General features: G+C 70.9%; 21 protein-coding genes, 2 tRNA genes and 1 pseudogene. 18 read left to right on the top strand and 6 right to left on the bottom strand.

Annotated features, from left to right (window positions below; translation table 11 throughout):
- Window positions 1–8 precede the first annotated feature (8 nt).
- Window positions 9–875: a dTDP-4-dehydrorhamnose reductase gene (gene rfbD, locus J7E88_RS24110; RefSeq protein WP_251023130.1), complete on the top strand. Its 867-nt coding sequence runs from the start codon at window positions 9–11 to the stop codon at window positions 873–875.
- A 77-nt stretch (window positions 876–952) separates the two neighbouring features.
- A complete protein-coding gene (locus tag J7E88_RS24105) occupies window positions 953–1747 on the top strand; it encodes a class I SAM-dependent methyltransferase (RefSeq protein ID WP_215184479.1) in 795 nt (264 codons plus the stop codon).
- 82 nt (window positions 1748–1829) lie between these two features.
- Here the strand turns inward: J7E88_RS24105 and rfbC are convergent, their stop codons facing one another.
- Both rfbC and J7E88_RS24095 read right to left on the bottom strand, forming a co-directional pair.
- Window positions 1830–2483 (bottom strand): dTDP-4-dehydrorhamnose 3,5-epimerase, encoded by a 654-nt coding sequence (rfbC, locus tag J7E88_RS24100; RefSeq protein WP_215184477.1) that lies wholly within the window; start codon window positions 2481–2483, stop codon window positions 1830–1832.
- A 66-nt stretch (window positions 2484–2549) separates the two neighbouring features.
- Entirely contained in the window at window positions 2550–4607 is a 2058-nt protein-coding gene (locus J7E88_RS24095) for a glycosyltransferase family 2 protein (RefSeq protein WP_308307586.1), read from the bottom strand.
- Window positions 4608–4908: 301 nt separating this feature from the next.
- On the opposite strand from J7E88_RS24095, the gene proB reads away from it, so the two are divergent.
- The 5 genes from proB (at window position 4909) to J7E88_RS24070 (ending at window position 9999) form a co-directional block, all read left to right on the top strand.
- Complete coding sequence (gene proB / locus J7E88_RS24090) at window positions 4909–6036, top strand: glutamate 5-kinase (protein ID WP_215184474.1); 1128 nt, start codon at window positions 4909–4911, stop codon at window positions 6034–6036.
- A 138-nt stretch (window positions 6037–6174) separates the two neighbouring features.
- Window positions 6175–6777 carry a hypothetical protein gene (locus J7E88_RS24085; protein ID WP_374196315.1) on the top strand — a complete coding sequence of 201 codons (603 nt, stop codon included), beginning with the start codon at window positions 6175–6177 and terminating at the stop codon, window positions 6775–6777.
- Window positions 6778–6840: 63 nt separating this feature from the next.
- Window positions 6841–8133, top strand: coding sequence for a glutamate-5-semialdehyde dehydrogenase (locus tag J7E88_RS24080; protein ID WP_215184472.1), 1293 nt, complete (start codon window positions 6841–6843; stop codon window positions 8131–8133).
- Between the two features lie 90 nt (window positions 8134–8223).
- Complete coding sequence (locus J7E88_RS24075; protein WP_215184471.1) at window positions 8224–8826, top strand: hypothetical protein; 603 nt, start codon at window positions 8224–8226, stop codon at window positions 8824–8826.
- 99 nt (window positions 8827–8925) lie between these two features.
- A complete protein-coding gene (locus J7E88_RS24070) occupies window positions 8926–9999 on the top strand; it encodes a hypothetical protein (protein ID WP_215184469.1) in 1074 nt (357 codons plus the stop codon).
- A gap of 447 nt (window positions 10000–10446) precedes the next feature.
- Here the strand turns inward: J7E88_RS24070 and J7E88_RS24065 are convergent, their stop codons facing one another.
- On the bottom strand, window positions 10447–11514 hold the full coding sequence (locus J7E88_RS24065) for a M48 family metallopeptidase (protein WP_215184467.1): 1068 nt from the start codon (window positions 11512–11514) through the stop codon (window positions 10447–10449).
- A gap of 216 nt (window positions 11515–11730) precedes the next feature.
- Between J7E88_RS24065 and J7E88_RS24060 the strand changes: the two genes are divergently transcribed.
- The 6 genes from J7E88_RS24060 to J7E88_RS24035 all read left to right on the top strand — a co-directional run bounded on the left by J7E88_RS24060 (window position 11731) and on the right by J7E88_RS24035 (window position 15955).
- Window positions 11731–11895, top strand: coding sequence for a hypothetical protein (locus tag J7E88_RS24060; RefSeq protein ID WP_215184465.1), 165 nt, complete (start codon window positions 11731–11733; stop codon window positions 11893–11895).
- Between the two features lie 38 nt (window positions 11896–11933).
- Window positions 11934–12557 carry a nicotinate-nucleotide adenylyltransferase gene (gene nadD / locus J7E88_RS24055; protein WP_215184463.1) on the top strand — a complete coding sequence of 208 codons (624 nt, stop codon included), beginning with the start codon at window positions 11934–11936 and terminating at the stop codon, window positions 12555–12557.
- Window positions 12558–12576: 19 nt separating this feature from the next.
- The gene (locus tag J7E88_RS24050) at window positions 12577–14364 is read left to right on the top strand and encodes an LCP family protein (protein WP_215184461.1); all 1788 of its coding nucleotides are present in this window, start codon (window positions 12577–12579) and stop codon (window positions 14362–14364) included.
- 227 nt (window positions 14365–14591) lie between these two features.
- Window positions 14592–15026, top strand: coding sequence for a ribosome silencing factor (rsfS, locus tag J7E88_RS24045; RefSeq protein ID WP_215184459.1), 435 nt, complete (start codon window positions 14592–14594; stop codon window positions 15024–15026).
- Window positions 15027–15031: 5 nt separating this feature from the next.
- On the top strand, window positions 15032–15709 hold the full coding sequence (locus tag J7E88_RS24040) for a histidine phosphatase family protein (RefSeq protein ID WP_215184457.1): 678 nt from the start codon (window positions 15032–15034) through the stop codon (window positions 15707–15709).
- Window positions 15710–15882: 173 nt separating this feature from the next.
- Window positions 15883–15955: transfer RNA gene (locus J7E88_RS24035), tRNA-Ala, on the top strand.
- A gap of 95 nt (window positions 15956–16050) precedes the next feature.
- On the opposite strand, the pseudogene J7E88_RS36135 reads toward J7E88_RS24035, so the two are convergent.
- A pseudogene (locus J7E88_RS36135) lies at window positions 16051–16232 on the bottom strand (transcriptional regulator); the annotation flags it as partial.
- A 23-nt stretch (window positions 16233–16255) separates the two neighbouring features.
- Between J7E88_RS36135 and J7E88_RS24030 the strand changes: the two are divergent.
- The 3 genes from J7E88_RS24030 (at window position 16256) to J7E88_RS24020 (ending at window position 17502) form a co-directional block, all read left to right on the top strand.
- Window positions 16256–16795 (top strand): hypothetical protein, encoded by a 540-nt coding sequence (locus J7E88_RS24030; RefSeq protein ID WP_215184456.1) that lies wholly within the window; start codon window positions 16256–16258, stop codon window positions 16793–16795.
- Between the two features lie 306 nt (window positions 16796–17101).
- Window positions 17102–17275: a hypothetical protein gene (locus J7E88_RS24025; RefSeq protein ID WP_018846673.1), complete on the top strand. Its 174-nt coding sequence runs from the start codon at window positions 17102–17104 to the stop codon at window positions 17273–17275.
- Window positions 17276–17429: 154 nt separating this feature from the next.
- Window positions 17430–17502 (top strand) — tRNA-Ala (locus J7E88_RS24020).
- Window positions 17503–17565: 63 nt separating this feature from the next.
- On the opposite strand, the gene J7E88_RS24015 is transcribed toward J7E88_RS24020, so the two are convergent.
- The gene (locus J7E88_RS24015; protein ID WP_215184454.1) at window positions 17566–19155 is read right to left on the bottom strand and encodes an NADH-quinone oxidoreductase subunit NuoF family protein; all 1590 of its coding nucleotides are present in this window, start codon (window positions 19153–19155) and stop codon (window positions 17566–17568) included.
- Complete coding sequence (locus J7E88_RS24010; RefSeq protein WP_215184452.1) at window positions 19152–20783, bottom strand: hypothetical protein; 1632 nt, start codon at window positions 20781–20783, stop codon at window positions 19152–19154. Before J7E88_RS24010 ends, J7E88_RS24015 begins: the two co-directional genes overlap by 4 nt.
- Window positions 20784–21201: 418 nt before the next feature.
- Between J7E88_RS24010 and leuS the strand changes: the two genes are divergently transcribed.
- Together leuS and J7E88_RS24000 are read left to right on the top strand one after the other, a co-directional pair.
- On the top strand, window positions 21202–24063 hold the full coding sequence (leuS, locus tag J7E88_RS24005; RefSeq protein WP_215184450.1) for a leucine--tRNA ligase: 2862 nt from the start codon (window positions 21202–21204) through the stop codon (window positions 24061–24063).
- Window positions 24064–24172: 109 nt separating this feature from the next.
- A complete protein-coding gene (locus J7E88_RS24000) occupies window positions 24173–24994 on the top strand; it encodes a hypothetical protein (protein ID WP_215184448.1) in 822 nt (273 codons plus the stop codon).
- The last annotated feature ends 30 nt before the right edge of the window (window positions 24995–25024 follow it).

Below are 25024 nucleotides of genomic sequence, written 5' to 3'. Positions count from 1 at the left end.
CCGGCGGCATGCTGGGCCGCGACGTCCTCGGCCGTCTGGCGGGGGCCGGTGTCCCCGCGGCGGGGCTCGCGCGCCGCGACCTCGACATCACCGGCCCCGACGCGGTGCGCGCCGCTCTGGACGCGCACCGGCCGGCCGTGGTGGTCAACTGCGCCGCCTGGACGGATGTCGACGGCGCCGAGGAGCACGAGGAGGCCGCCCTCGCCGTCAACGGCACCGGCCCGCGCGTCCTCGCCGAGGCGTGCAAGGAGAGCGGCGCCGTCCTGCTGCACATCTCCACCGACTACGTCTTCGCCGGCGACGCGCACGAGCCGTATGCCGAGGACGCGCCGACCGGTCCGCGCGGCGCCTACGGGCGCACCAAGCTGGCGGGTGAGCGGGCCGTGCTCGACCTGTTGCCCGACAGCGGCCACGTGGTGCGCACGGCGTGGCTCTACGGGGCCGGTGGCCCGAACTTCGTCCGCACCATGATCCGGCTGGAGGCCGCCCGGGACACGGTGGACGTCGTCGACGACCAGCGCGGCCAGCCCACCTGGAGCGCGGACCTCGCGGATCTGCTGGTGCGGCTCGGACAGGGCGCGCTCGCCGGCGCCGTGCCCGCCGGGGTCCATCACGGCACCAGCGCGGGGGAGACGACCTGGTACGGATTCACCCGCGAGATCTTCCGGCTGCTGGGCGCCGACCCGGAGCGCGTACGCCCGACGACCAGCGCCGCCTTCGTACGGCCCGCGCCCCGCCCCGCGTACAGCGTGCTGGGACATCAGGGGCTTCGGCGCAGTGGCGTCGAACCCCTTCGCGACTGGCGTGAAGCGCTCGCAGAAGCGTTCCCGGAAGTGGTCGGCGCAGAGCGCGGAATGGGTGCTACCGGTCGGTAGACGTTTACGTCGGGGCGACGTACACGCTAACTTCGCTGGGAATCAATCCATTTGATTCCCAGTGAAGGGCTCCATCAGTGGACCGCCATGGTTTCCTGCGCCAGCTGCACCGCATCTACAAACCCCGGAACTATCTGGAGATCGGGGTCAACGACGGGCGCAGTCTGGCGCTTTCCCGGGTTCCCTCTGTGGCGATCGACCCGGCATTCCGGGTCGTGACGAGCATCAGCTGCGATGTGCATCTGGTCAGAGCCACCAGCGACGACTTCTTCGCCCGTGAGGACCCGTTGGTCCATCTGCGCAACGGCCGCAATCCATTTCGCGCCCTCGCCCGCAAGGACCCGATGAACCTCCTCGGCGGAGAGCCCCGGCTCGAGCTGTCGTTCATCGACGGAATGCATCTCTTCGAGTACGCGCTGCGCGACTTCATGAACGTCGAACGGCATTCCCGCTGGTCCAGCGTGATCGTGCTCGACGACATGCTCCCGAGGAACGTGGGCGAGGCCGCACGTGAGCGGCACACCAAGTTCTGGGCGGGTGACGTCTACAAGGTCGTCCAGGTGCTGCGCAGGTACCGCCCCGACCTGGTCGTCGTCGAGGTGGACACCGCCCCCACCGGCGTCGTCGCCGTCTTCGGCGCCAACCCGGAGAGCACCGTCCTCAAGGACGCGTACGACAAGATCATCGAGGAGTACGTCGTCCCCGACCCGCAGGACGTCCCGGACGAGGTGCTCGTACGGAAGAACGCCGTGCAGCCCGAGGCGCTGCTCGGCGCCGACTTCTGGCCCGGTCTGATCCGTGCGCGCACGCTGCGCAGGCCGCGCGCCTCGTTCGCGCCCGTGCGCCGCAGCATCGAGAAGATCATCGGCTGAGGTCCCGCCGCGGAATGCCCTGGGTCCCACCGGACCCGGGGCCTTTCCGTGTGTGCTCGGCCTGTGGGCGCGTCCGGCGCGCTCAGCCCGCCGGCGCGTCTCCTGCGCTCAGCACACCGACGCCTCTCCTGCGCTCAGCCCGCCCGGCGCGCAGCTGTGCGTAGTACGCCTCGCACTCCTCGTACCGAGGCAGCAGCCCCGTCCGCTCCGCCTCGGCGAGCGTGGGCGCGGCTGCGTCCTTGTCGGACAGCATCGGTGCGATGTCCCCGGGCCACTCGATGCCGAGGTCCGGGTCGAGTGGGTGGATGCCGTGCTCACGCTCGGGGGCGTAACCCTCGGAGCAGAGGTAGACCACCGTCGCATCGTCCGTCAGGGCCATGAAGGCGTGGCCCAGGCCCTCGGCGAGATACACGGCACGGTGGTCGGCGTCGTCGAGGCGCACCGCCTCCCACCTGCGGTACGTGGGCGAGCCGACGCGGATGTCCACGATCACGTCGACGACCGCGCCACGTACGCACTTCACGTACTTGGCCTGGCTCGGCGGCACATCGGCGAAATGGACGCCGCGCAGCGTGCCCCGGGCGGACACCGAGCAGTTGGCCTGCTCCAGCCGGAGCCGGTGCCCTGCCGCCTCGGCGAGGTCGGGTGCCCTGAACCACTCGTGGAAGCTCCCACGGCTGTCGGGAAAGACCTTCGGCTCGTGTACCCAGGCTCCGCCGATGGAGAGCTGCCGCATCGGTTCCACTCCTTGCTGTCGTGATCACGTTCGTCCGCAGGACGGCGCGCGGGGCGGCCGTCTTCGTCAGCCGAGCACCCGCGCCGCCAGCCGGCGCACCTTCTTTCGCCCCGCCGACGGCAGCCGGCGCACCACCGGACCGGCAACAGCCCGGGCCGCGCGCCGCAGCGCCGCCCGCTTGCGCTGGGCGGCCAGCTTCCGCAGCATCACGGGCTCGGGCACGGGGAGGCTGTCGTCCGGCCGAAGCCTTCCCGCGCCGTCCACGCCCACTCCGCACAGCGGCACCAGCGGGCCCTTCGGCCCGTCCAGCCGGACCCAGAGCTGCCAGTCGCCCTCGGGAGCGCCCGGCACACGCCGCGGGACCGTCAGGTGCGCCCGCCCCAGCTCGGGCCCCAGCGTCCCGGGGAAGGTGTGCACGGGGTCGGGGGTCTCCTCGCCCTGAGCGGGCTTGGTGAGCACCAGCTCCGGGTCGCCGCTGCCCACGCCCGTGCCCTCGCCGGTGGCATCGGTGGTGAACAGGTCCAGACGCAACTGGAACCGGGCCCCCGGCATACGCAGCACGGTGCGGCCTGCGAGATAGGGAGCCACCTTCTTGCCCCGGCGCGCCACATCGAGCGTGAGGTTGCTGTGCGGGTCGGTGAAGTACGGGATCACCGAGCGGGGCGGCGACGACAGCAGCGCGGGCAGGCAGCGGAAGTCGACCTTCTTGTCGCGGTCCGCGCCCAGGCGCGCCCGGCGGACGAGCCCCAGGCCGCGCACGTTCACCCAGGCGTCCCAGAAGCCGCGCGGGAGGCTGCCCCGGCCCTTCTTCCCGCCCTCGGGCGCCAGCATGCCCGTGCCGCGCAGCACGACCTCGCAGGTCCCGTCGTCGCGGTCCTCGACCTCGGCGGTGAAGGAGGCGGGGCACGGCCATTCGACCGCCTTCTCGCGGTCGCGCAGCGAGACCTCGGCGGTGAAACCGCCGAGGTCGTCGGTGACGTCGACGAGCTCGCCGACGGCCAGGAACCTCGCGCTCAGGTCGGGGTGCAGATACAGCCGGCCGTCGCGGCGCAGCAGCGTGAGCGGCTCCTTGTCCTCGCCGTGCACCAGGCGCGCGGTGATGCCGATCGCGATGCGGCCGTCGTCCTGCCAGGCGAGGTCCTCCAGCCGCACCGCGCCCTTGACGGAGGATGCGAACCGGGCCACCCGTACGAGCCCCTCCGCGTCGTCGTTGCGCAGCAGCGTGGAGCGCAGGCGCAGCAGCGGGCCGAGACCGTTGTGCACGGCATCGGTCATGAAGTCCAGCGCGAGGGGGCGCACCGCCGCGACCATCTCGCGCAAGTAGTCGTCGTCGTAGGTGAGGACGGCCGGCTCGCTGAGCCTGCCGAGCATCTCGACCCGGTAGAAGCGGCGCAGCACCCGGTCCCGCAGTGGGCCGGGCTCGGTGCCCGCCACGACGACGTCGAGGACCTCACGGAGGTTGCCGTAGTAGCCGGCCGGGACGAGCTTCGCCGACCCGGCGTTCTTGCCGTCGTCGCGCTTGGAGTAGTGGTAGCAGGTGTACGAGCCGAGGATCGAGACGACCTTCGCCGGGATGTACGCCTTCATCATGTACAGCTGGTCCTCGAGGCGACGCTTGCCCTCCGCATAGGCGATGCCGTGCTCGCGCAGGAACTGCGTACGGAACATTTTGTGCGGGGTGAGGCTGTCGTACAGCGGCGCGTTGCGCAGGGTGCACTTCTCGCGGTTCTTGCGGAACACGCCGTGCGGGACGCCCCGGAAATTGCTGGCGACTTTGCCGATGACGATGTCGGAGCCGTTGCGGTGGCCCATGTCGTACAGCCGGCGCAGGGCGTCGGTGCCGAGGTGGTCGTCCTGGTCGAGGAACTGGACGTACTCGCCCTTGGCCTCGGCGACCCCGATGTTGCGCGGTTTGCCGGGCCAGCCCGAGTTCGGAATGTGGATCACCCTGAAGTGGGGATGCCGGGCGGCCAGCTCGTCCAGGCGTGCGGGGGTGTCGTCACTCGATCCGTCGTCGACGAACAGGACCTCGAACTCCTCGGCGGGCAGTGTCTGCCCGAGCAGTGATTCGATGCAGGGATCGATGTACTTTCCGGGGTTGTACACCGGAATGACGACACTCACTTTGACCGACACAATGTGCCCCGTCTCTTGTGGGAACCCGAGTCGAAGGTGGGGGCCGGAGGCAGGGCGTTGCGGGCGCGCGCCACCGCCCATCAGCACCTTAGCGGTTGTCCGGATCCTGTATTAGCAATCGACTCAACTCCTGGTATGGGAAAGGGCTTTCGGTCCTCCTGCGGCGTGGCGCGCGGACCGGGGGGCCGGCCCGCGCGGCCGAAACCGCTCGGCGGGGCCGGCACAGCACTGCAGTCCAGCGGGCGGAATGCGCGCGCATCGGGCAGGCGCCCTGGCATAGATTCGGCCTGTGACAGTGGCAAGACAGCAGGTGACGCAGGCCGGGCGGATCGTCGTCAAGGTCGGTTCTTCGTCGTTGACCACCGCCTCGGGCGGTCTCGACGCCGATCGGGTGGACGCTCTCGTCGACGTCCTCGCCAAGATCCGCAGCGGCGGCGAGAAGGAGATAGTCCTCGTCTCCTCCGGCGCCATCGCCGCGGGACTCGCTCCGCTGGGCCTGACCCGGCGACCCAAGGACCTGGCCCGCCAGCAGGCAGCCGCCAGCGTCGGCCAGGGACTGCTCGTCGCCCGCTACACCGCCTCCTTCGCCCGGTACGGCGTCCGGGTCGGCCAGGTGCTCCTGACCAGCGACGACACCAGCCGTCGCGCCCACTACCGCAACGCCTACCGGACCCTGGACCAGCTGCTCGCCATGGGCGCCGTCCCGGTCGTCAACGAGAACGACACGGTCGCCACCGACGAGATCCGCTTCGGCGACAATGACCGGCTCGCCGCCCTCGTCGCCCATCTCGTACGCGCCGACCTGCTCGTCCTGCTCTCCGACGTCGACGGCCTCTACGACGGCGACCCCGCACGCCCCGGCACCTCGCGCGTCGAGGAGGTACGTGGTCCCGAGGACATCGCCCATGTGCAGATCGGCAGCGCCGGTAAGGCGGGCGTCGGCACCGGCGGCATGGTCACCAAGGTCGAGGCCGCCCGGATCGCCGCCGCCGCCGGTGTGCCGGTCGTCCTCACCTCCGCCAGCCGCGCCGCCGACGCCCTCGCCGGGCGGCCGACGGGCACCTTCTTCCACGCCACCGGACGCCGCTCCGCCGACCGTCTGCTGTGGCTCGCGCACGCCTCCACCCCGCAGGGGTCGCTCACCCTCGACGAGGGCGCCGTGCGGGCCGTCGTCCAGGGCAAGAAATCGCTGCTGCCCGCCGGGATCGCCGCCGTGGACGGCGACTTCAGCGCCGGCGACCCGGTCGAGCTGCGCGACACCGCGGGCCGCGCGGTCGCCCGCGGGCTCGTCAACTTCGACGCCAAGGAGATCCCACAACTGCTCGGCCGCTCCACCCGCGAGCTGGCGCGGGAGCTGGGCCCCGCATACGAACGGGAAGTCGTACACAGGGACGATCTCGTCGTCCTGGAGTCCTGACCGGGCCCTGAAAGGGCGGAAAGTCCCGCCATCTGGCAGAGACCTTTACCAAAACCGCCCCACACCCCGCCGCGGACTGGTCCACTTTGTTGCGGGGGTTGGCGGGGAAGGCAACGACGCAGCAACAGGAGGCCGCCGGTGAAACGAGCGCGCCCTGGGGACGTGCCCCGAGGCAAGGGGAGGACATCCCCCGCCCGCCGGGCAGGGGGCGAGGAGCGAACCCTGACCAGTGTCGGCGGGGCCGCCGAACTGGATGACGGATTCAGTGACGGGTTCGGTGACGGGCTGAGCGGCGGCGACGGGCCCGCGGGCGCCGGTGGTCCGGCGGCCGGAGGATCCGGCGGCCCGGCCGCGGTGCGGGGCGTGACCGAGACGCCCGGCCGCCCCGACGAGCAGGTGCTGTCCAAGCTGTGGCACATCACGCTCAGCGTCTCGGGACGGGAAGCCCCGCTGAAGGAGGTTCGCCGCGGCCTGGAACAGCTGGCCCACGACCACCCCTTCCTGCTGACCAGCCGTTACGCCAACGACCACGCGGAGATCCGCTACTGGGAAGAGGCCCGCGATCTGCACGACGCGGCGGCCGTGGCCCTGCGGCTGTGGGGGGAGCACCGCTCCACCGCCAAGCTGCCGCCATGGGAGATCGTCGGCCTGGAGGTCATCGACCGCCAGACGTACCACCAGCGGATCGCCGAGGGATACGGCCCGCCGCCCGCGTCCCCGGTGGGCGTACACCCCTTCTGAGGCTTCTGTCTCGCACTGCGGGATACGTTCCGGACCGCCACGGCGGCGCATTACCCTGCGGGTATGACGTCGCTCCCTTCGGTCTCGCCGTACGACAACATGTCCCCGGTCGCCCAGGTCGCCTACCGGGCCCGGGCCGCCGCCGCCGACCTCGCGCCGCTGCCGCGGTCGGCGAAGGACGACGCCCTGCTGGCGATCGCCGACGCGCTGGAGGTCCGCACCAGCGAGATCGTCGCTGCCAACGCCGAGGACATCGCCCGGGCCCGCGAAGCCGGCACCAGCGAGGCGATCATCGACCGGCTCACGCTCAACCCCGAGCGGGTGCGCGCCATCGCCGCGGACGTGCGCGATGTGGCGGCCCTGCCGGATCCGGTGGGCGAGGTGGTGCGTGGGTCGACCCTGCCCAACGGCATCGACCTGCGCCAGGTGCGCGTCCCGCTCGGCGTCGTCGGCATCATCTACGAGGCCCGGCCAAACGTGACCGCGGACGCCGCCGCGCTCTGCCTGAAGTCCGGGAACGCGGTCCTGCTGCGCGGCTCCTCCTCCGCGTACTCCTCCAACACCGCCCTGGTGAAGGTCATCCGGGACGCTGTCGGCGGCTCCGGGCTGCCGGCCGACGCCGTGCAGCTGGTGCCCGGCGAGAGCCGCGACTCCGTGCGGGAGCTGATGCGCGCCCGCGGCATGGTCGACGTCCTCATCCCGCGCGGCGGGGCCTCCCTGATCCGGACGGTCGTCGAGCAGTCCACCGTCCCCGTCATCGAGACCGGCACGGGCAACTGCCATGTCTACGTCGACGCCGAGACCGACATCGACATGGCGGTCGAGATCCTGATCAACTCCAAGGCGCAGCGACCGAGCGTCTGCAACGCCGCAGAGACCCTGCTCGTCCACAAGGACATCGCCGCGGCCTTCCTGCCGCGCGCCCTGGACGCGCTCGCCGACGCGGGCGTGACCGTCCACGGCGACGAGCGCGTCGTGGAGTACGCGGACGCCACAAAGGCCACGATCGTGCCGGCGACCGCCGAGGACTGGGAGACCGAGTACCTGTCCTACGACATCGCCGCGGCGGTCGTCGAGTCACTGGAGGCGGCCGTCGCCCACATCAGGCTCTGGTCCTCCGGCCACACCGAGGCGATCGTCACCACCTCACAGGCCGCGGCCCGCAGGTTCACCCAGCTGGTCGATTCGACGACGGTCGCCGTGAACGCGTCCACCCGTTTCACCGACGGTGGTCAGTTCGGATTCGGCGCGGAGATCGGGATCTCCACGCAGAAGCTGCACGCACGCGGCCCGATGGGCCTGCCCGAACTGACCTCGACGAAGTACATCGTCACGGGCGACGGTCACATCCGCTGACCGTCAGCGGCGTCTTCCGGGGCGTCACCCGGGCGGGGAGAGTTCGCCCTCTCCCTGCCCAAACCCCCCGGCCCGGTCTACTCTGAGAGCGTGCCGGACGACGTGGGGGGCAGGCCGTTTCCGGACGGCTGGGAGCCCGACGACGACCGCGGGGGCGCGGATCAGGACTTCGCCTCCGTGGTGTTCGACGAGGACTTCGTCCGGGCCGCCGCGATCCATGAACCGACCGCGATCGAGCGGCTGCTCGCCGCCGCCGAGGCGCGCGCCGAGGCCGACGCCGCCCGCCCGGCCTCGCGCGGTGCCTCCTCCGACGACGAGCTCTACGACGAGCGCCGCGGCCCCTACGGTCCCGGCCATGGCCGGGAGTACGCGGATGAGGACGACGATCTCGGCCCCGCGAGCCCGTACGGCCGCCACGGCGGGGCTCTGCGTCCCTACCGAGGCTCTGCGCGCTGGCACCGGCCGGTGGCCTGGATCCTGGCCCTGGTGATGGGCATGGGCATGGTCGCCCTCGCTTTCACGGCCGTCTACCGGGGAGCCTCCGGCAACCGTCAGGACCAGGTGCCGCAACCCGCACGGACGGGCGTGGACGCACCGCCGACAGGGGCCACGGTCAGCGGCCGCGGAGGCGGTCCCACCGCCGCCGCCGACCGCCCGGCACCACGGGTCCACGCGGAACCGCGCATCCCCTGAACCGGCGCGTGCGGCCATGTGGCCGAGCGCGTGAGAAGCCGTCACAACTCGTCTGTACCAGCGCGTTTATCGTGCCCGCGTCAGACCTACCCTGAAAGTATGGCTCGGCGCGGAGACCCGCCTGAGGGGACGCCCGAGGGGCTCCCAGGCGGTGAGGACGAGTACCGATCCGTCGTGTTCGACGAATCGTTCGTACGGGCTGCCCGGGTCCAGGAATTCTCCGCCGAGGAGCGCTTGGGCGAGCACGCTCCCGCCGTTCGCAGCCTTCCCGCAGGCGGCACGCGCCGCGCCTCGAAGCAGATTCTGCTGTTCGTCCTCCTTGTCGCCGTCGCCTTCGGTACCGCCGTCTATCTCGGCATCCGCCAGCCCCACCAGCCCGCTGCGGTCAGGCCGGCGGAGCAGCTTCGCATCACCCTCGTCCCCCTCGCCCCCCGCGGCCCGGTGCCCGGCGGCACACCCGCCGAGCTCTTCGCGGACGGCCCGGCCGCCCAGTACCGCAGCGGGGCCGCGGGAATCACCATGCCCGCGGTCCGCCGTACCGCCCACTTCAGCGAGGGCCAGGTGCTGACCGCCCTGGCCACGGCCAAGGACTTCCTGGTCGAGTCGTCCCTGGACCCCGACGTGCTCACCGGCGGCGCGGTGCGCCCGGTGCGCGCGCTGCTCCATCCCGACCAACTGGCGCAGTTCGACCGGAGCGTGGCCTCCCCCGCCGCCGACGGCCGGCACGCGACCACGGGGTGGCTGGTGCGCTTCGACCCGGCGAAGGTGGCGCTGGCCGACGACACCGTGCGGGTGGAGGGCACCCTGATCGTCACGGAGACGGCCTCCGAAGCGCTGGAGATCACCTCTGACCACACCTTCGTCTACGCGCTGCGGCCCGCCGCCACGACCGGACCCGCGAGCGACGAGGCGTCGCTGTTCACCGTGCGGCGTGAGATGCGCTTCCGCTTCGACCGGGACGACCTGCGCCACCACCGGTTGGAGGCACTGGCCGGCTCGGTCCACGCCGGGCCGCAGGACTGCGGATCCGACGCGACGGGTTTCCTGCGGCCGCTGCTCGCCGGCCAGCGGGCCGGCACGGACGGCCCGGCTGTCACCGACCCGTACGCACCGGGCCCCGCGACCGCGTCCTTGTGCGGGACGCTGTCCTCCGCCGCCCAGCCGTCCCCGTGACGGGGCTGGGCCCGTCCGGGCTTCTGGCCCTGGGACCGTGCCCTTGTGCGGGACGCTGTTTCCCGCACGCCCCGCACGCCCCGCACGCCCCCGCGTGTTTCCCTGATGGGGCGGGGGCCGTCCGGGCTCCGGGCCATGCGACCGCGTCCTTGTGCACCGGACGCTGTTTTCCGCCGCCCAGCCGTCCCCGGACGGGGCTGGGCCCGCCCCGGCTCGGCATGGTCGCGTCGCCCGGGCCGCAGGGGGGCCGCGCTCAGCGCCCCTGGTCACGGCCTGCGTCCCGGCCCCGTCAGGCGGCGTGCACACACGGGGCCGCTCAGCCAGGCCCGGGTCCGGCCGCCCCGGAGCGAGGCGTCGCACGCCCGCGGCGCTCAGCCGGCTCGGGCCAGGCAGACGCCGAGAACTCCCCGCTTGCCCGGCCGGCGCGGTGCGCCGCGTGCTGCTCGGTCAGGCGTCCGGCGTGCCGCCGGCTCCCGTGCCCGTGCCCGTGCCAGGAGCGCCGCCAGTGAACTTCTCGCGCAGCCTGCCGCCCAGGTCGCCCGCGCCGCCGGCTATGTCGCCGACCAGCTTCATCAGCGGATCCTTGCTGGTGCGCACCGACTCCGCGTAGTGCGACGCCGACTCGCGGAACGAGTCGCTCACCGAGGTGTCCTTGTCCTCCGTGCGGCGCGGGTAGTGCCCGTCCATGATCCGCTGGTAGTCGCGGCTCTCCGCCCACTTCTTCAGCTCGGCGGCCCGCACGGTGGTGAACGGGTGCGAGCGCGGCAGCACATTGAGGATCTTCAGCACCGAGTCGCGGAGATCGCCACCGGCCTCGTACTCCTCGGCCTGCGCCAGGAACGCGTCGACGTTCATCTCATGCAGATGGTTGCCACCGGCGATCTTCATCAGGCCACGCATCGACGCCTGCAGATCCTGGCCGACCAGCAGACCGGCGCGGTCCGCCGAGAGCTCCGACTTGCGGAACCATTCCCGCAGCGCCGTGACGATCGCCATGATCGCCATGTTGCCGAGGGGGATCCAGGCGACCTTGAGGGCCAGGCTGGTGAGGAAGAGCAGGATCGTGCGGTACACCGAGTGGCCGGACAGCGCGTGGCCCACCTCGTGGCCGACGACCGCGCGCATCTCCTCCTCGTCGAGCAGCTCCACGAGGCCGGTGGTCACGACGATGATCGGCTCGTCCAGTCCGATGCACATCGCGTTGGGACGCGGGTCCTGCGTCACATACATCGCGGGGACCTTCTCCAGGTCCAGGATGTAACAGGCGTCCCTCAGCATGCTGTGCAGATGCGCGAACTGGGCGTCGCTCACCCGCACCGAGTCGGAGAGGAAGAGCAGTCGCAGGCTGCGCTCGGGCAGCAGCCCGCTGAGCGCCTTGAACACGGTGTCGAACCCGGTGAGCTTGCGCAGCGCCACCAGCGCCGAGCGGTCCGCCGGATGCTCGTAAGCCCGTGAGGAGATGTCCGGGAACCTCTGACGCCGCCTGCTCGGCGCGTGCTCCTGGCTTTCGGTCATGGTGCCCCCTGTTGGTGTCGCGAGCCGTGCTCGTCCCCCTTTGACGACGTCCAGCGTAGGCGCTGGGGTCTGACGCGGCGGGGGGCTGTGGATAACCGCAGTGGCCGAGCCGTGGACAACGACAACGACCGAGTCGGCGTGAGCGTGCCCGAACGGCCCGCATACGATGTGCGCGAAGTCTCTGCTCCGACTCCCGATGGATAGGTCCTGCTGAAGATGAGCCTCACCAGCGCTGCTGCCGCCAACCTGGTCACTCTCGCCCAAGGCGGCGAGCACGGTGGCAACCACGAAAGCCTCAACCCGTACATCACCGGCGGCGGCGCCCTGCTCGTGCTGCTCCTGCTGCTGTGGGTCACCACCCGCTTCAACCGCGACCGCTGAGTCCTGGCCGGCCACCCGTGCCAGTAGGCTCTGCACGCATGGGAGAGCAGAACGTGGCTACGGGTTCCGGTTCCGGCAAGCGCCGGCTCGGTGTGATGGGCGGGACGTTCGACCCGATCCACCATGGGCACCTGGTGGCCGCCAGCGAGGTGGCCGCCCTTTTCCACCTCGACGAGGTGGTGTTCGTGCCGACGGGGCAGCCGTGGCAGAAGACCCACAAGAATGTGTCACCTGCCGAGGACCGCTATCTGATGACGGTCATCGCCACGGCGTCCAACCCCCAGTTCTCGGTCAGTCGGATCGACATCGACCGCGCCGGGCCGACGTACACGATAGACACGTTGAGGGAGCTGCGTTCCCTCAACGACGACGCGGACCTCTTCTTCATCACGGGCGCCGACGCGCTCTCCCAGATCATCGGCTGGCGGAACGCCGAAGAGCTTTTCTCGCTCGCCCATTTCATCGGGGTGACCCGGCCGGGCCATGACCTGACCGACGACGGGCTGCCCGAGGGTGGAGTCTCCCTGGTGGAGGTTCCGGCGCTCGCCATCTCGTCGACCGACTGCCGGGAGAGGGTCGCCCAGGGTGACCCGGTCTGGTATCTGGTGCCGGACGGTGTGGTGCGCTACATCGACAAGCGCCAGTTGTACCGCGGCAAGTGAGCCACGGAGAGGGGCACCGGTGAACGACCAGCAGCATTCTTACGACCCGTACCGCCAGCAGCCGCAGATCGTCGGCTACGACGAGTACGGACAGCCGGTCTATCAGCAGCCCCAGCCGTACGACCCCTACGCACAGCAGCAACCCCAGCACCCTCAGCAGCCGTATCCCCAGCAGCCCGCGGGGCAGCAGCCGGGGCAGCAGCCCCAGGCCGGACAGGATTACGGTTACGACCCGTACGCCCAGCAGGGCTCGGATACATCGGGCCGGCAGGAGCAGTACGGGCAGTACGACCCCTACGCCACGCAACAGCAGCACCCGCAGTCCGGTGGCCAGGGCTACGGCTACGAGGGGTACAGCTACGACACGGGCACGCAGCCCGCGGCCGTGGACACCACCCAGCAGTGGAACATTCCGCATCAGCAGCCCGTCCCCGCCGAGCGGCAGACACAGGCGCAGGGCCACGACCAGGCCCGCGCCCAGGCGCAGGTCGCGCCCGGCCCGGCGGCCGTGCCGGAGCAGCGGCGCGGTGCGGACGACCGCGACTACCGCACCGAGCAGTTCTCCTTCATCGAGGAGCCCGATGAGGACTCCGAGGACGTCATCGACTGGCTCAAGTTCACCGAGAGCCGTTCCGAGCGACGCGAGGAGGCCAAGCGCCGCGGCCGCAACCGGGTCGTCGCGCTCGTCGTCACGCTGGCGCTCGTCCTCGTCGGCGGCGTCGGTTACCTCTGGTACGCGGGGAAGCTGCCCGGCCTGTCCGATGCCAAGAGCACCGGCGGCACGGCGGTCGGCCCGCAGAAGCGCGACGTCATCGTGGTCCACCTGCACAACACCAAGAGCGAGCGGACCTCCACGGCGCTCCTCGTCGACAACGTGACCACCGGGCAGGGCACCACCGTCCTCCTCCCGAACACCCTCTCCGTCGCCAACGACGACGGCACCGCCACCACGCTCGGCAAGTCCGTCGAGGACGACGGGTCGACCGGGACGCGCGAGTCGATCGGGACCCTGCTCGGCGCGAAGATCTCCGGCACCTGGCGGCTGGACACCCCGTACCTGGAGAACCTCGTCGAACTGGTCGGGACGATCGATCTGACCACCGACGCCGAGGTGCCCGGTGCGAAGAAGGGCGACGAGTCCCTGGTGAAGAAGGGCGAGAACCAGACCCTCGACGGACGCGCCGCCGTCGCCTACGCCACGTACGTCGGGCCCGGTGAGGCCGAGGAGAAGCAGCTGCAGCGCTTCGGCCAGGTCATGCAGGGGGTGTTGAAGAAGCTCCCGGACGACCCCAGGTCGGCGACCGTCGTCATCGAGACGCTCGCGCAGATCCTCGACCCCTCCCTGAACGAGAAGGACCTCGGCACCTCGCTCGCCTCCCTCGCCGAACACGCCAAGGGCGGCGACTACCGGACCGCCCTGCTGCCCGTGCAGCAGGACGGCACGCTCACCGAGCAGGCGGCGAACAGCGTGGTCAAGGACGTGCTGGGCGGTTCGGTCAGCGCACCGGAGCAGGGTGCGGCCGTGCGGGTCGGCATCAAGAACGCCTCCGGCGACGACAAGGCCACCGAGACGGCCAGGATCTCGCTCGTCAACGGCGGCTACACGGTGATCGACAGCGGCAGGGCCGACACCGTCGCCACCTCGCGGATCACCTACGGGGACGAGGCGCAGAAGGCGAAGGCCGTCGAGGTCGCCAAGACGCTAGATCTGTCCCCGGACGTGGTCAAGAAGGGCAAGGGCGCCGCGAACGCCGATGTGTCGGTGGTCCTCGGCTCCGACTTCAAGGCCGGCGACACGACCGACTGAGGGGGCCGGGCCGACTGATGCGGGGGCCGGGTCGGTCGGATCGAGGCGGGCGGCCGACTGATGCGGGCCCGCCCGGCGACCGTGGCGGGCCCGTCGCCGCAGCCCGAGGGCGGGGCCCGGCGGCCGGGCCCCGGCGCCTGACGCGGCCCCCCGGGCAATGTCGGCGAGGTGTGTCGGCGGTCCGTGAGACCCTTGAAGGGTTCCTGACCGCCGACGAAAGCCTGCTTGTGACCGCCACGGACCGTTCCATCGAGCTCGTCAACACCGCCGCCCAGGCGGCCGCCGACCGGCTCGCGCACGACATCATCGCGTACGACGTCAGCGACGTGCTGTCGATCACTGACGCCTTCCTGCTCGCCTCAGCCCCCAGCGACCGTCAGGTCAAGTCGATCGTCGACGAGATCGAGGAGCGGCTGAACAAGCAGCTCGGCGCCAAGCCGGTGCGCCGCGAGGGCGACCGTGACGCCCGCTGGATCCTGCTCGACTACGTCGACATCGTCGTCCACGTCCAGCACAGCGAGGAGCGCGTCTTCTACGCCCTGGAGCGGCTGTGGAAGGACTGCCCCGAGCTCCCGCTGCCCGAGGACGCCAAGAAGACCCGCGGCAAGGCCGAGGAGCACGCCCGGCTCGCCGGCAAGGAAGCGGAAGGTGAGCTGAGCTGAACGGCATGAAGGGCGGGGGTGCGGCCGGGGACGTCCGCACCAGCAGGAAGCGGGGCCGTCGTGTGGTCCTGTGGCGCCACGGACAGACCTCGTGGAACCTGGAGCGCCGCTTCCAGGGCTCCACGGACATCGAACTGACCGAGACCGGGATCGCACAGGCGCGCCGCGCGGCCCGGCTGCTCGCCGCGCTGAAGCCCGACGCGATCGTGGCCTCCGATCTCAAGCGGGCCGCGGCGACGGCGGGCGAGCTGGCCGCCGTAACGGGCGCGGACGTCTCCTATGATGCGGCGCTGCGCGAGACGTACGCGGGCGTCTGGCAGGGGCTGACCCACGAAGAGATCATCGCGCAGTACGGCGATCAGTACGCCGCCTGGAAGCGCGGCGAGCCCGTGCGCCGCGGCGGCGGCGAGCTGGAGACCGAGGTCGCGGACCGGGCCGCGCCCGTGGTCCTGCACCACGCGGAGAAGCTGCCCGACGACGGCACGCTCGTCGTCGTCAGCCACGGCGGCACCATACGTACGACCATCGGCCGACTCCTGGGCCTGGAGGCCCGCCACTGGGAGAGCCTCGGCGGTCTGTCGAACTGCTGCTGGTCCGTGCTCGGCGAGGGCGCGCGCGGCTGGCGGCTGCTGGAGCACAACGCCGGAACGCTTCCCCAGCCGGTGCTCGGCGACGACACCTGAGGTCCCACGGCCCTCCCGGCAGGCTCCCGCCCTGCCGCGCAGAGGCCACCGGTCCGGCACCGGTCACGCCCCGGCGACCACCGTCGGGGCGGCCCACGGACCCGGATTTCACTTTCCGGCAGGTCGCAGGCTAAAGTTCTTCTTGTTCGCAGCGCGACGCGCGAAGAACACGCGGGGCTATAGCTCAGTTGGTAGAGCGCCTGCATGGCATGCAGGAGGTCAGGAGTTCAATTCTCCTTAGCTCCACAATCAGGATCCCGTCCCCGGCAGGGGGCGGGATCTTCGCGTTGTGATCCTTTGCGATCCCCACATGGGACTCTTTGGAGTGCGCTCGACGCCGGTCAGTCCCGCATCGTGTGCAGCGTCCGTATCCGCGTTCTGCTCTTCTCGTCGTCCGGCGCATAAGCCACGATCCGGCACTCCGGCGCTCTGGCATCCCGTTGATCGACAGCGACACCGACGTCATCCGCACCTCACCCACCGCCCGGTGACGGAACGTCTTCCCCCGCGGTCCCGGCGGCGCTGAGGATCGCCGCCATCAGGGCGGTGAACGCCGCCCTCCTGTTCGCGATCACGCTCCGCCTCCAGGGCGGGCTGGGGCGCAGCGCACTGCGCGCCGGGCTGCTGTTCGCGCCCTCCGCCGTCGTGTTCGGCGTCGTGGCGACGACCTGGCGTCGCTTGCCGGTCGCATGGCAACGGGCCATGGTTCCAGCGGGGTTCGTCGTGACCGGTCTGACGACTGCCGCCATGGGCGCGCTGCTGCGGGACGGCAAAGACGGCAGACCGCTGCTGTTCGCGGCCTTCGTCGTCAGTGGTGCCGGGATGGCCGCCGTCTACAGCCCCACCCTGACGGGCGAATTGACGAAGGTGTGGCAGGAGGACGCCACGGACGCCAGCGGGCTGCTGGTCACCGTCACCCAGATGGGACAGCTCATCGGCATCGCGCTGTTCGGCACGCTCTTCCCCGGCCGGCTCACCGAATCTGGACCGCGCGGTTCCGGGAACGCACTCCGGGTGACCACGCTCGCGGTGGCGGCAGTCTGCGGACTGGGTGCCATGGCCGGTCTCGTTCGCAAACGCCGCTGACCTCGTTGCGTGGCCATGGCAGAATCGGACGGCCGGAGGGGACGCCGGCGGTACGGGAGGGAGAGCACGATGTCCGCCAGCGGCGAGGAAGCCGAGGAGGCTGCCGATGACCTGCTTGCCACGGCGGAGGCTCGTGCTCGCCTCAACTGTCCATCCTGCGGTTCCGCCCATGTCGCCCAGGTCCTCGGGGACAACGGAGGCGTTTCCTACGTGTGCACGGCCTGCGGCCACAGCTGGAGCTGAATGATGGGTGCCCACAGGCGGAAATGCGACTGGTGCGGCAGCGGTACGCCGATCGTCAGGGACATGGATCCGGTCAATCCGGAGTACCAGTACTGGTGCGAGGAGTGCGCGCGGGCGCTGATCATAAAGGGCGACCCCATCGAGACCTACCGGGAGCTCGAGGGGGAGCCGATCTACGGCCGGCTGCTGGACGAGCACTGCACCCTCAAGCGCTTCTACTCGTTCGCCACCGCCTGAGCCGCCCTCCGCACCCTCCGCTCCTCGCCTCCGCGAAGTGGACATTCCGGGCGTTGCTGGTCGTCGTCGGAAACGATTTGGAGATGCGCCGACGGGGGCGTTAATGTTCTCTACGTCGCCGCGGGGGAAACCCGGATGGGGCGGCACACAACAAGGGGCTATAGCTCAGTTGGTAGAGCGCCTGCATGGCATGCAGGAGGTCAGGAGTTCAATTCTCCTTAGCTCCACAGAATGAAGAAGGCGGGCCACCCGGATCGGGTGGCCCGCCTTCTTGTCCGTTGCGCCCTCCGTCAACTCCGGCCGCTGCCCAGCGCCTTACGGTTGCTGCTGGGAAGCGCGGGGCGCGACGGCTCCTGTGCCGGGGCCGCCACCTGCTCGATGCGCATCGCGAGCGCGGGGCAGCGGCGCACGGCACGCTGTGCGCGCCCGCGCATGTGCATCGGTACGACCGCGTCGGCCACCGACGGGTAGCCGTCGGGGTTCAGCCGGATCAGCTCCGGGATGATGTCCGCGCACAGCCCGTGCCCCTGGCAGAGCGTCCAGTCGATGAAGACCTTCTCGCCGCTGGGAATGGACTCCTCCGCCTCCTCGTAGCCGGGCAGCGGCAGGGGCAGCACCCCGGTCGTCGGGCGTCCGCATCCGCCGTCCAGCACATGGGCGGCGAGGTCGTCGGTGAACGCGGACAGGGTCGACGCGAAGAAGCGTGCGGAACCGTCGGGGTGCTTGCACGCGCCGCGTCCCTTCACCGCTCCCGTCACCTCCCGCAGCGCCTCCAGTGCCGCCGGGCCGCCGCCGTTGATCACATCGGCGAGACCGCCGGCCGCGGCGGGCAGGCCGAGCTTGCACGGCCCGCACTGACCCGCGGTCTCCGCGGCGAGCCAGTTGGCCACGCGCAGCGACTCGCCGAGCGGACAGGTCTCCGGGCCGATGGGCAGGATCGCCCCCGCGCCCAGGGCACCCCCCACGGATGCCAGGGACGCCTTGGAGACGACCGCCTCGTGCACCGCGACGGAGTCGATCCAGTTGCCGTGGTAACCGCCTGTGAGCACGCCCTGTGGCAGCGGCGGTGCTCCGGCCATCTGGAGCACGTACCGCAGCGGGACGCCCGTGGGGACCTCGACGACCATGGGGCGCGCGACCGCGCCGGAGATCGTCAGCATGACCGTGCCGGGCTCGGAGTCCAGGCCCGTGTGGCTGTAGCGGCGCGAGCCGATACGCGCGGCGACGGCGAGCTGGGCGAACGTCTCCGCGTTGGACAGCAGCGTCGGCGCGCCGCCGACCCCGGAGTCCGCCGCACGCACCCGGCGGCCGGGAGGCAGCGCCGGGCCGCCGTTGACCGCGCGGATGACGGAGGAGGCCTCACCGGAGACCATCCGCTCGGGGGTGCGGACGACCCTGGCGCGCAGCTGCTGCCCGCGCCGGTCGCTCAGCCCGCGTTCGGCGAGGGCCGCACGCATCGAGATCTCCGTGGAATTACGGGTGACCGCGACGACCAGGGTGCGTGCGCCGAGGGCCTCCGCGGCCAGCAGCGCGCCGTCCAGGATGAGATGGGGTGCACGGTTGAGCAGCACCGTGTCCTTGCGGCAGGCGGGCTCCCCCTCGCTGCCGTTGACGACGACGACGGGCCGTACACCGCGCCGGATCGCCGACTTGGCGACGGCGCGCAGTTTCTTGCCGAACGGGAACCCGGCGCCGCCGCGGCCCGTCAGCGATATCTCCTCGGCCAGCTGGGCGAGCCGCTCGCCGCTGACCGGCTCCAGCGGCCCGTGGACCTTCAGGTGCATCTGCAGGTCGAGGCGTTCGACCAGGTCGAAACCCTGTGTCAGCTGGGGGAGTCCGACGACGCGGACCTCGGGGACATCGGGGAGCGGGGTGTTCACGGTCGTTCTCCTGCAGGTGCGTTCCAGGGTTCTCCGGCCGGCGGCTGGAAGAGGGGGCCTGGCATAGGCGCTGTCTCGTCGTACGCGGCGGGGGCGCCGGTCGTGTACGCGGAGCGGTCGTCGTACGTGGCGGGGGCGCCGGTCCCGTAGGCGGAGCGGTCGTCGTACGGGGAGGGTGAAGCGGCCTCGTTCGCGCCGGCGGCGCCGTAGGAGGCGGCAGGGGAGCCGTAGCCCCCGGTGGTGTCGTCGGTGGCCACGGCGTCGTAGGCCGCCGTGGACCCGTACGACGCGGCGGCGGGTTCGTAGGACGGCGTGGTGGAGTCGTAGGCGGGCGGGGTGTCGTAGGAGGGCGCCGGGTCGAACGGCGGCGGGGGTGGGGTGTCGTAGGAGGGCGCCGGGTCGAACGGCGGCGGGGGCGGCGTGTCGTACAGCGGGGATGCCTGCTCAGGGCGCACGGCCTGGGCCGGCGGGGGCGGCGAGGGGGTGGGCCAGGTGCCCGGACGGGATCCCGTCTCGGACACCACGGGTATCTCCTCGGTCATCGGCACCCGCTCGGCGAGCGGAGCCGGGTCCTCGGCCGCCAGGGACACGGCGCGGTAGGCCGCGGCCATTCGGGGCCCACGGCGGGTGCCGGAACCGCTCGGGACCACCGTCGGTTCGGAGTCCGGGGGCGGCGGGGCCTCGTAGAGCTGCGGCGAGGGGGCGGCCAGCCGAGGGGGCTGCGCACGCGCCTGTCCGAGCGGCGGCTGGAACTCCTGCTCGTACGGGCGCTGCGGCGGAATGCCGTTCGCCCGGTCCATGCGGTCCATGCGGTCCATGCCCGCGGATACGGTCGGGCGGCCCGTCCCGTTCAGTCCGCCCGCGCCAGGCAGCGGCGACGTGGCGGGATCCCGCTGCGCCTGCTCATCGGCGGAGAGCGGTCCGCCGTCGGCCGCGCCGGTCAGGGACATGATCCTGGCGGCGACGCGCCGCTGCACCGGCCGCGGCAGCAGCCGGACCGACACGGCGGCGGCCACGCCCAGCAGGGCCAGGCAGTACATGGTGACGACCCAGGTGGCGGCGGGGCGACCCGCGTAGAGTCCGTGCACCAGGGCGAAAGACCAGGCCGGATAGGCCAGCATGTGCAGCGGCCGCCAGCGGCCGGCGACCCGGGGGTTGCCCGCCAGCGCGCTGCGCAGCGCGCCCGTCGTGGCGGCGACCACCATCAGGAATCCGGCCAGCGATCCGAAGCCGATCAGGGCGGACGTGCCCGTGACGCCGAGGCCGAACGGGATCAGGGCGCCGATCAGTGCCACATGCCCGAGCGAGACCTTCACGGTGGCGTGCAGCAGCAGGAAGCCGAGCGAGGCGACCGCGGTCGTCCGGTGGATGCCCTGGGCAAGCAGGCGGTGGCGCGGTGAGAGGAGCACCCGGTCGGTGGCGATCAGTCCCCACGCGACGGAGGCGGTCAGCGACACCAGGGACAGAACCCCGGTGGTGAAGTCGAGTGCGGCGCGAAAGCTGTCGCTGCCTCCGATGGCGAGCACGGGGATGAGGATCAACGCGGCCGCGTAGAGGCCGCCTTGCACCGGGCGGCCGAGTGCGGGCCCGGGGCCCGGCGACAAACGCTGTTTGAGACGAGGGTTCATGGGGCGACTCCGAATGGTGCGGGAAAGCTGTCCCGTTGACGCACTCTAGGTCGACCCATACTGCCCGGTACGAGGTTTCACTGTTATTAACGGTGAAGCTCCGGCAACTGACCCGGGGGTTGCCCTGTATAGGGTCGATACGCGGAGTAACGCGGATGCCATGATCGCTCCGAGTGGCCGCTCGGCCTGTCGCGCGGCGCGGTGGAAGGCGTATGCGGCCACTTCCCCCGCTGCGGTACCCTGACGCCATGCGTGCCGTACGCCTTCTGCTTAGCGAGCCGCGCTGATCAGTCCCGGCGGATGAAAGAACCCGTCGGAATCGGCGCGGCGTCCCCTCCTGTGCGAGGGGATTTTTCATTTCGTCACCGGATGAATCAGCGGCAGCTGGCAGAGACGATCGATGGAGCTTTTAAGGATCATGAGCGAGATGACTTCTGCTGCCGAGGCAGCAGCCCCGCATCGTTATACGGCTGCCATGGCAGCCGACATCGAGGCACGCTGGCAGGACTTCTGGGACGCCGAGGGGACCTACGAGGCGCCGAACCCGAGCGGTGTTCTGGCCGGCGACGCGGACGTGGTCGCCCGCCCCAAGAAGTTCATCATGGACATGTTCCCGTACCCCTCCGGTGCGGGTCTGCACGTCGGCCATCCCCTGGGCTACATCGCCACCGACGTCTTCGCCCGCCACCAGCGCATGACCGGGCACAACGTCCTGCACACCCTGGGCTTCGACGCCTTCGGCCTGCCCGCGGAGCAGTACGCCGTGCAGACCGGCACCCACCCCCGGGTGTCCACCGAGGCCAACATCGAGAACATGACCGCCCAGCTGCGCCGGCTGGGTCTGGGCCACGACAAGCGCCGCTCGTTCGCCACGATCGACCCGGACTACTACAAGTGGACCCAGTGGATCTTCCTGCAGATCTTCAACTCCTGGTACGACGACAAGGCGAAGAAGGCCCGCCCCATCGACGAACTGGTCGCCCAGTTCGCCAGTGGTGAGCGTTCCGTGCCCGGCACGCGCGCGTGGAGCGACCTGAGCGCCAAGGAGCGCGCCGACGTCCTGGGCGAGTACCGCCTGGCGTACGCCTCCGAAGCGCCCGTCAACTGGTGCCCCGGACTGGGCACCGTGCTGGCCAACGAGGAAGTGACGTCCGACGGCCGCTCCGAGCGGGGCAACTTCCCCGTCTTCAAGGCCAAGCTGCGCCAGTGGAACATGCGCATCACCGCCTACGCCGACCGGCTGCTGGACGACCTGGACGCGCTGGACTGGCCCGAGGCCATCAAGCTGCAGCAGCGCAACTGGATCGGACGCTCCGAGGGCGCCCGTGTCGACTTCTCCGTCGACTCCCGTCCCGACGCGAAGATCACCGTCTTCACCACTCGCCCCGACACCCTGTTCGGTGCGACGTACATGGTGCTGGCGCCCGAGCACGGCCTGATCGACTCGATCCTGCCCGCCGAGTGGCCCGAGGACGCCAAGAAGTCCTGGACCGGCGGTGCGGCCACTCCGGCCGACGCCGTCGCCGCCTACCGCAAGCAGGCCCAGACCAAGAGCGACGTCGAGCGGCAGACCGAGCACAAGGACAAGACGGGTGTCTTCACCGGCGCCTACGCGCTGAACCCCGTCACCGGCTCCCGTATCCCCGTGTTCGTCGCCGACTACGTGCTGATGGGCTACGGCACCGGCGCGATCATGGCCGTGCCGGGACAGGACGAGCGGGACTGGGAGTTCGCCGAGGCCTTCGAGCTGCCGATCGTCCGCACCGTTCAGCCGCCCGAGGGCTGGGAGGGCGAGGCGTTCACCGGCCAGGGCACGGCCATCAACTCCGCCAACGACGAGATCTCGCTGAACGGGCTGGACGTCGCCGAGGCCAAGAGCCGGATCATCGAGTGGCTGGTGGCCAAGGGTATCGGCGAGGGGACCATCAACTTCCGGCTGCGTGACTGGCTGTTCAGCCGCCAGCGCTACTGGGGCGAGCCTTTCCCCATCGTCTACGACGAGGACGGCGTCGCGCACGCCCTGCCCGAGTCGATGCTGCCGCTGGAGCTGCCGGAGGTCGACGACTACTCGCCGCGCACCTTCGACCCCGACGACGCCGACACTCAGCCCGAGACGCCCCTGTCCCGCAACGAGGACTGGGTCAATGTGACGCTGGACCTGGGCGACGGTCCGAAGAAGTACCGCCGCGAGACCAACACCATGCCCAACTGGGCGGGTTCGTGCTGGTACGAGCTGCGCTACCTGGACCCGGACAACAGCGCGAAACTGGTCGACCCGGCCGTCGAGCAGTACTGGATGGGCCCCCGCGAGGGTCAGCCGCACGGCGGCGTCGACCTGTACGTCGGCGGTGCCGAGCATGCCGTACTGCACCTGCTGTACGCCCGGTTCTGGTCCAAGGTGCTGTTCGACCTGGGGCACATCTCGTCCGCCGAGCCGTTCCACAAGCTGTACAACCAGGGCATGATCCAGGCGTACGTCTACCGGGACAGCCGCGGCTTCCCGGTGACGGCCACCGACGTCGAGGAGCGGGACGGGAAGTTCTTCTTCGAGGGCGAGCCCGTCAAGCGCGAGCTGGGCAAGATGGGCAAGTCCCTGAAGAACGCGGTCACTCCCGACGAGATCTGCGCCGAGTACGGTGCGGACACCCTGCGGCTGTACGAGATGGCGATGGGCCCCCTGGACGTCTCGCGCCCGTGGGACACCCGCGCTGTCGTCGGTCAGTACCGGCTGCTGCAGCGCCTGTGGCGCAACATTGTCGACGAGTCGACAGGCGAGGTCACCGTCGTCGACACCGAGGACGCCGACATCGACGCGGACACGCTGCGCGCCCTGCACAAGGCGATCGACGGCGCCGGCCAGGACCTGGCGGCGATGCGGTTCAACACGGCGATCGCCAAGATCACCGAGCTGAACAACCACCTGACCAAGACGGCTGGTCCGCTGTCGCGCTCGGTCGCCGAGCGGCTGGTGCTGCTGGTCGCTCCGCTGGCCCCGCACATCGCCGAGGAGCTGTGGCACAAGCTGGGCCACACCGGCTCGGTCGTGCACGCCGCCTTCCCGGTCGCGGACCCGGCGTACGTCGTGGACGAGACCGTGACCTGCGTCGTGCAGATCAAGGGCAAGGTCAAGGCCCGGCTGGAGGTGTCCCCGTCGATCAGTGACGCGGACCTGGAGGCACTGGCTCTGGGCGAAGACGCTGTCGTGGCGGCGCTGGGCGGCGCGGGCATCCGCAAGGTCATCGTGCGGGCGCCGAAGCTGGTCAACATCGTTCCCGCGTAACAGGACCGGGGGTCTCCCCTAGGGGCAGGTCGAGGGTTTGGATGGAACCCTCGACCTGCCCTTTCCGTTTACGGTGGGAAGTACCAGAACCGATTGCCGGAGGGCGTTCATGGATGCCGGAGCCGTAATCACGATCCTGGCGCTGCTTTTCTTCGCCTTCGTGGCATTGGGGGTCTATGTGTCAGTGAAGGTCGTGGGCGCGGCCAAGCGCGGGGTCGAGCGCACGGTCACCCAGGCCCGGCGCACCGTCGAGGACACCACACTGCGGGCGAGGAGCTACGGACAGGGCGGTGTGACCGGCGAGCTGGCACAGCTGCGGCTGGCCCTGCGCACATCGATGCGGGCGACCCAGGAAGCGCTGCACGCGGGTGTGGCGGAGGACGCGTCGCTCTCCGAGTCGCTGGCCCTTTTCCACCGGTTGAGCGCCCATGGGCAGGAACTCGACGCGGAGCTCAAGCGGCTGGAGCGCGAGCCCGACCGGGCGACGGTGGCCTCGCTGCTGCCGGGCCTGCGGGAGCGTACCGAGAGGATCACGCACTCCGCGGAGTCGCTGCGCTGGGCGGCGAGGGACCGCGCACAGAAGTTCGCCGAAGACGATCTGGACGTGCTCAGCGCCCAGATCGACATGGAGGCGGGTGCGCTGAGGCACTGGTCCGCACAGGAGCCGGACGCGGCGCCGGCGGCGGAGCCCTCGCCGTGGTCGGCCCAGGCTTCCGCGACGCCCGGCGGGTCGGCCGACCGGTCCTGGGCGGAGCCGTCGGGTCCGTCCGGGCTCTCAGAGCCCTCAGAGCCCTCAGAGCCCTCGGGGCTGTCGGCGCAGGAATCGGAGCGGTCCGCTCCGGGACAGCCGCAGGCCATCACGGCACGGGATCCACGGCAGCAGACCGCCTATCCCTGGCAGAAGTCCGCCCGCCCCGAGACCACCAACTGATCAGGGCAGAGCGGTCGCGCCGCCGTTCGG

Source organism: Streptomyces sp. ISL-10 (genome assembly GCF_018614575.1).
GTDB lineage: Bacteria > Actinomycetota > Actinomycetes > Streptomycetales > Streptomycetaceae > Streptomyces.
Note: the sequence above shows the minus strand (reverse complement) of the source record. Positions and strands in the feature narration are given on the sequence as shown.

Coding starts and splice junctions, on each gene's coding strand:
- rfbD (WP_251023130.1), top strand. CDS start 9: ATGCTGGGCCGCGACGTCCTCGGCCGTCTGGCGGGGGCCGGTGTCCCC.
- rfbC (WP_215184477.1), bottom strand. CDS start 2,483: ATGCGGCAGCTCTCCATCGGCGGAGCCTGGGTACACGAGCCGAAGGTC.
- J7E88_RS24080 (WP_215184472.1), top strand. CDS start 6,841: ATGACGTCGCTCCCTTCGGTCTCGCCGTACGACAACATGTCCCCGGTC.
- J7E88_RS24070 (WP_215184469.1), top strand. CDS start 8,926: ATGGCTCGGCGCGGAGACCCGCCTGAGGGGACGCCCGAGGGGCTCCCA.
- J7E88_RS24065 (WP_215184467.1), bottom strand. CDS start 11,514: ATGACCGAAAGCCAGGAGCACGCGCCGAGCAGGCGGCGTCAGAGGTTC.
- J7E88_RS24060 (WP_215184465.1), top strand. CDS start 11,731: ATGAGCCTCACCAGCGCTGCTGCCGCCAACCTGGTCACTCTCGCCCAA.
- nadD (WP_215184463.1), top strand. CDS start 11,934: ATGGGAGAGCAGAACGTGGCTACGGGTTCCGGTTCCGGCAAGCGCCGG.
- J7E88_RS24040 (WP_215184457.1), top strand. CDS start 15,032: ATGAAGGGCGGGGGTGCGGCCGGGGACGTCCGCACCAGCAGGAAGCGG.
- J7E88_RS24025 (WP_018846673.1), top strand. CDS start 17,102: ATGGATCCGGTCAATCCGGAGTACCAGTACTGGTGCGAGGAGTGCGCG.
- J7E88_RS24010 (WP_215184452.1), bottom strand. CDS start 20,783: ATGAACCCTCGTCTCAAACAGCGTTTGTCGCCGGGCCCCGGGCCCGCA.
- leuS (WP_215184450.1), top strand. CDS start 21,202: ATGAGCGAGATGACTTCTGCTGCCGAGGCAGCAGCCCCGCATCGTTAT.
- J7E88_RS24000 (WP_215184448.1), top strand. CDS start 24,173: ATGGATGCCGGAGCCGTAATCACGATCCTGGCGCTGCTTTTCTTCGCC.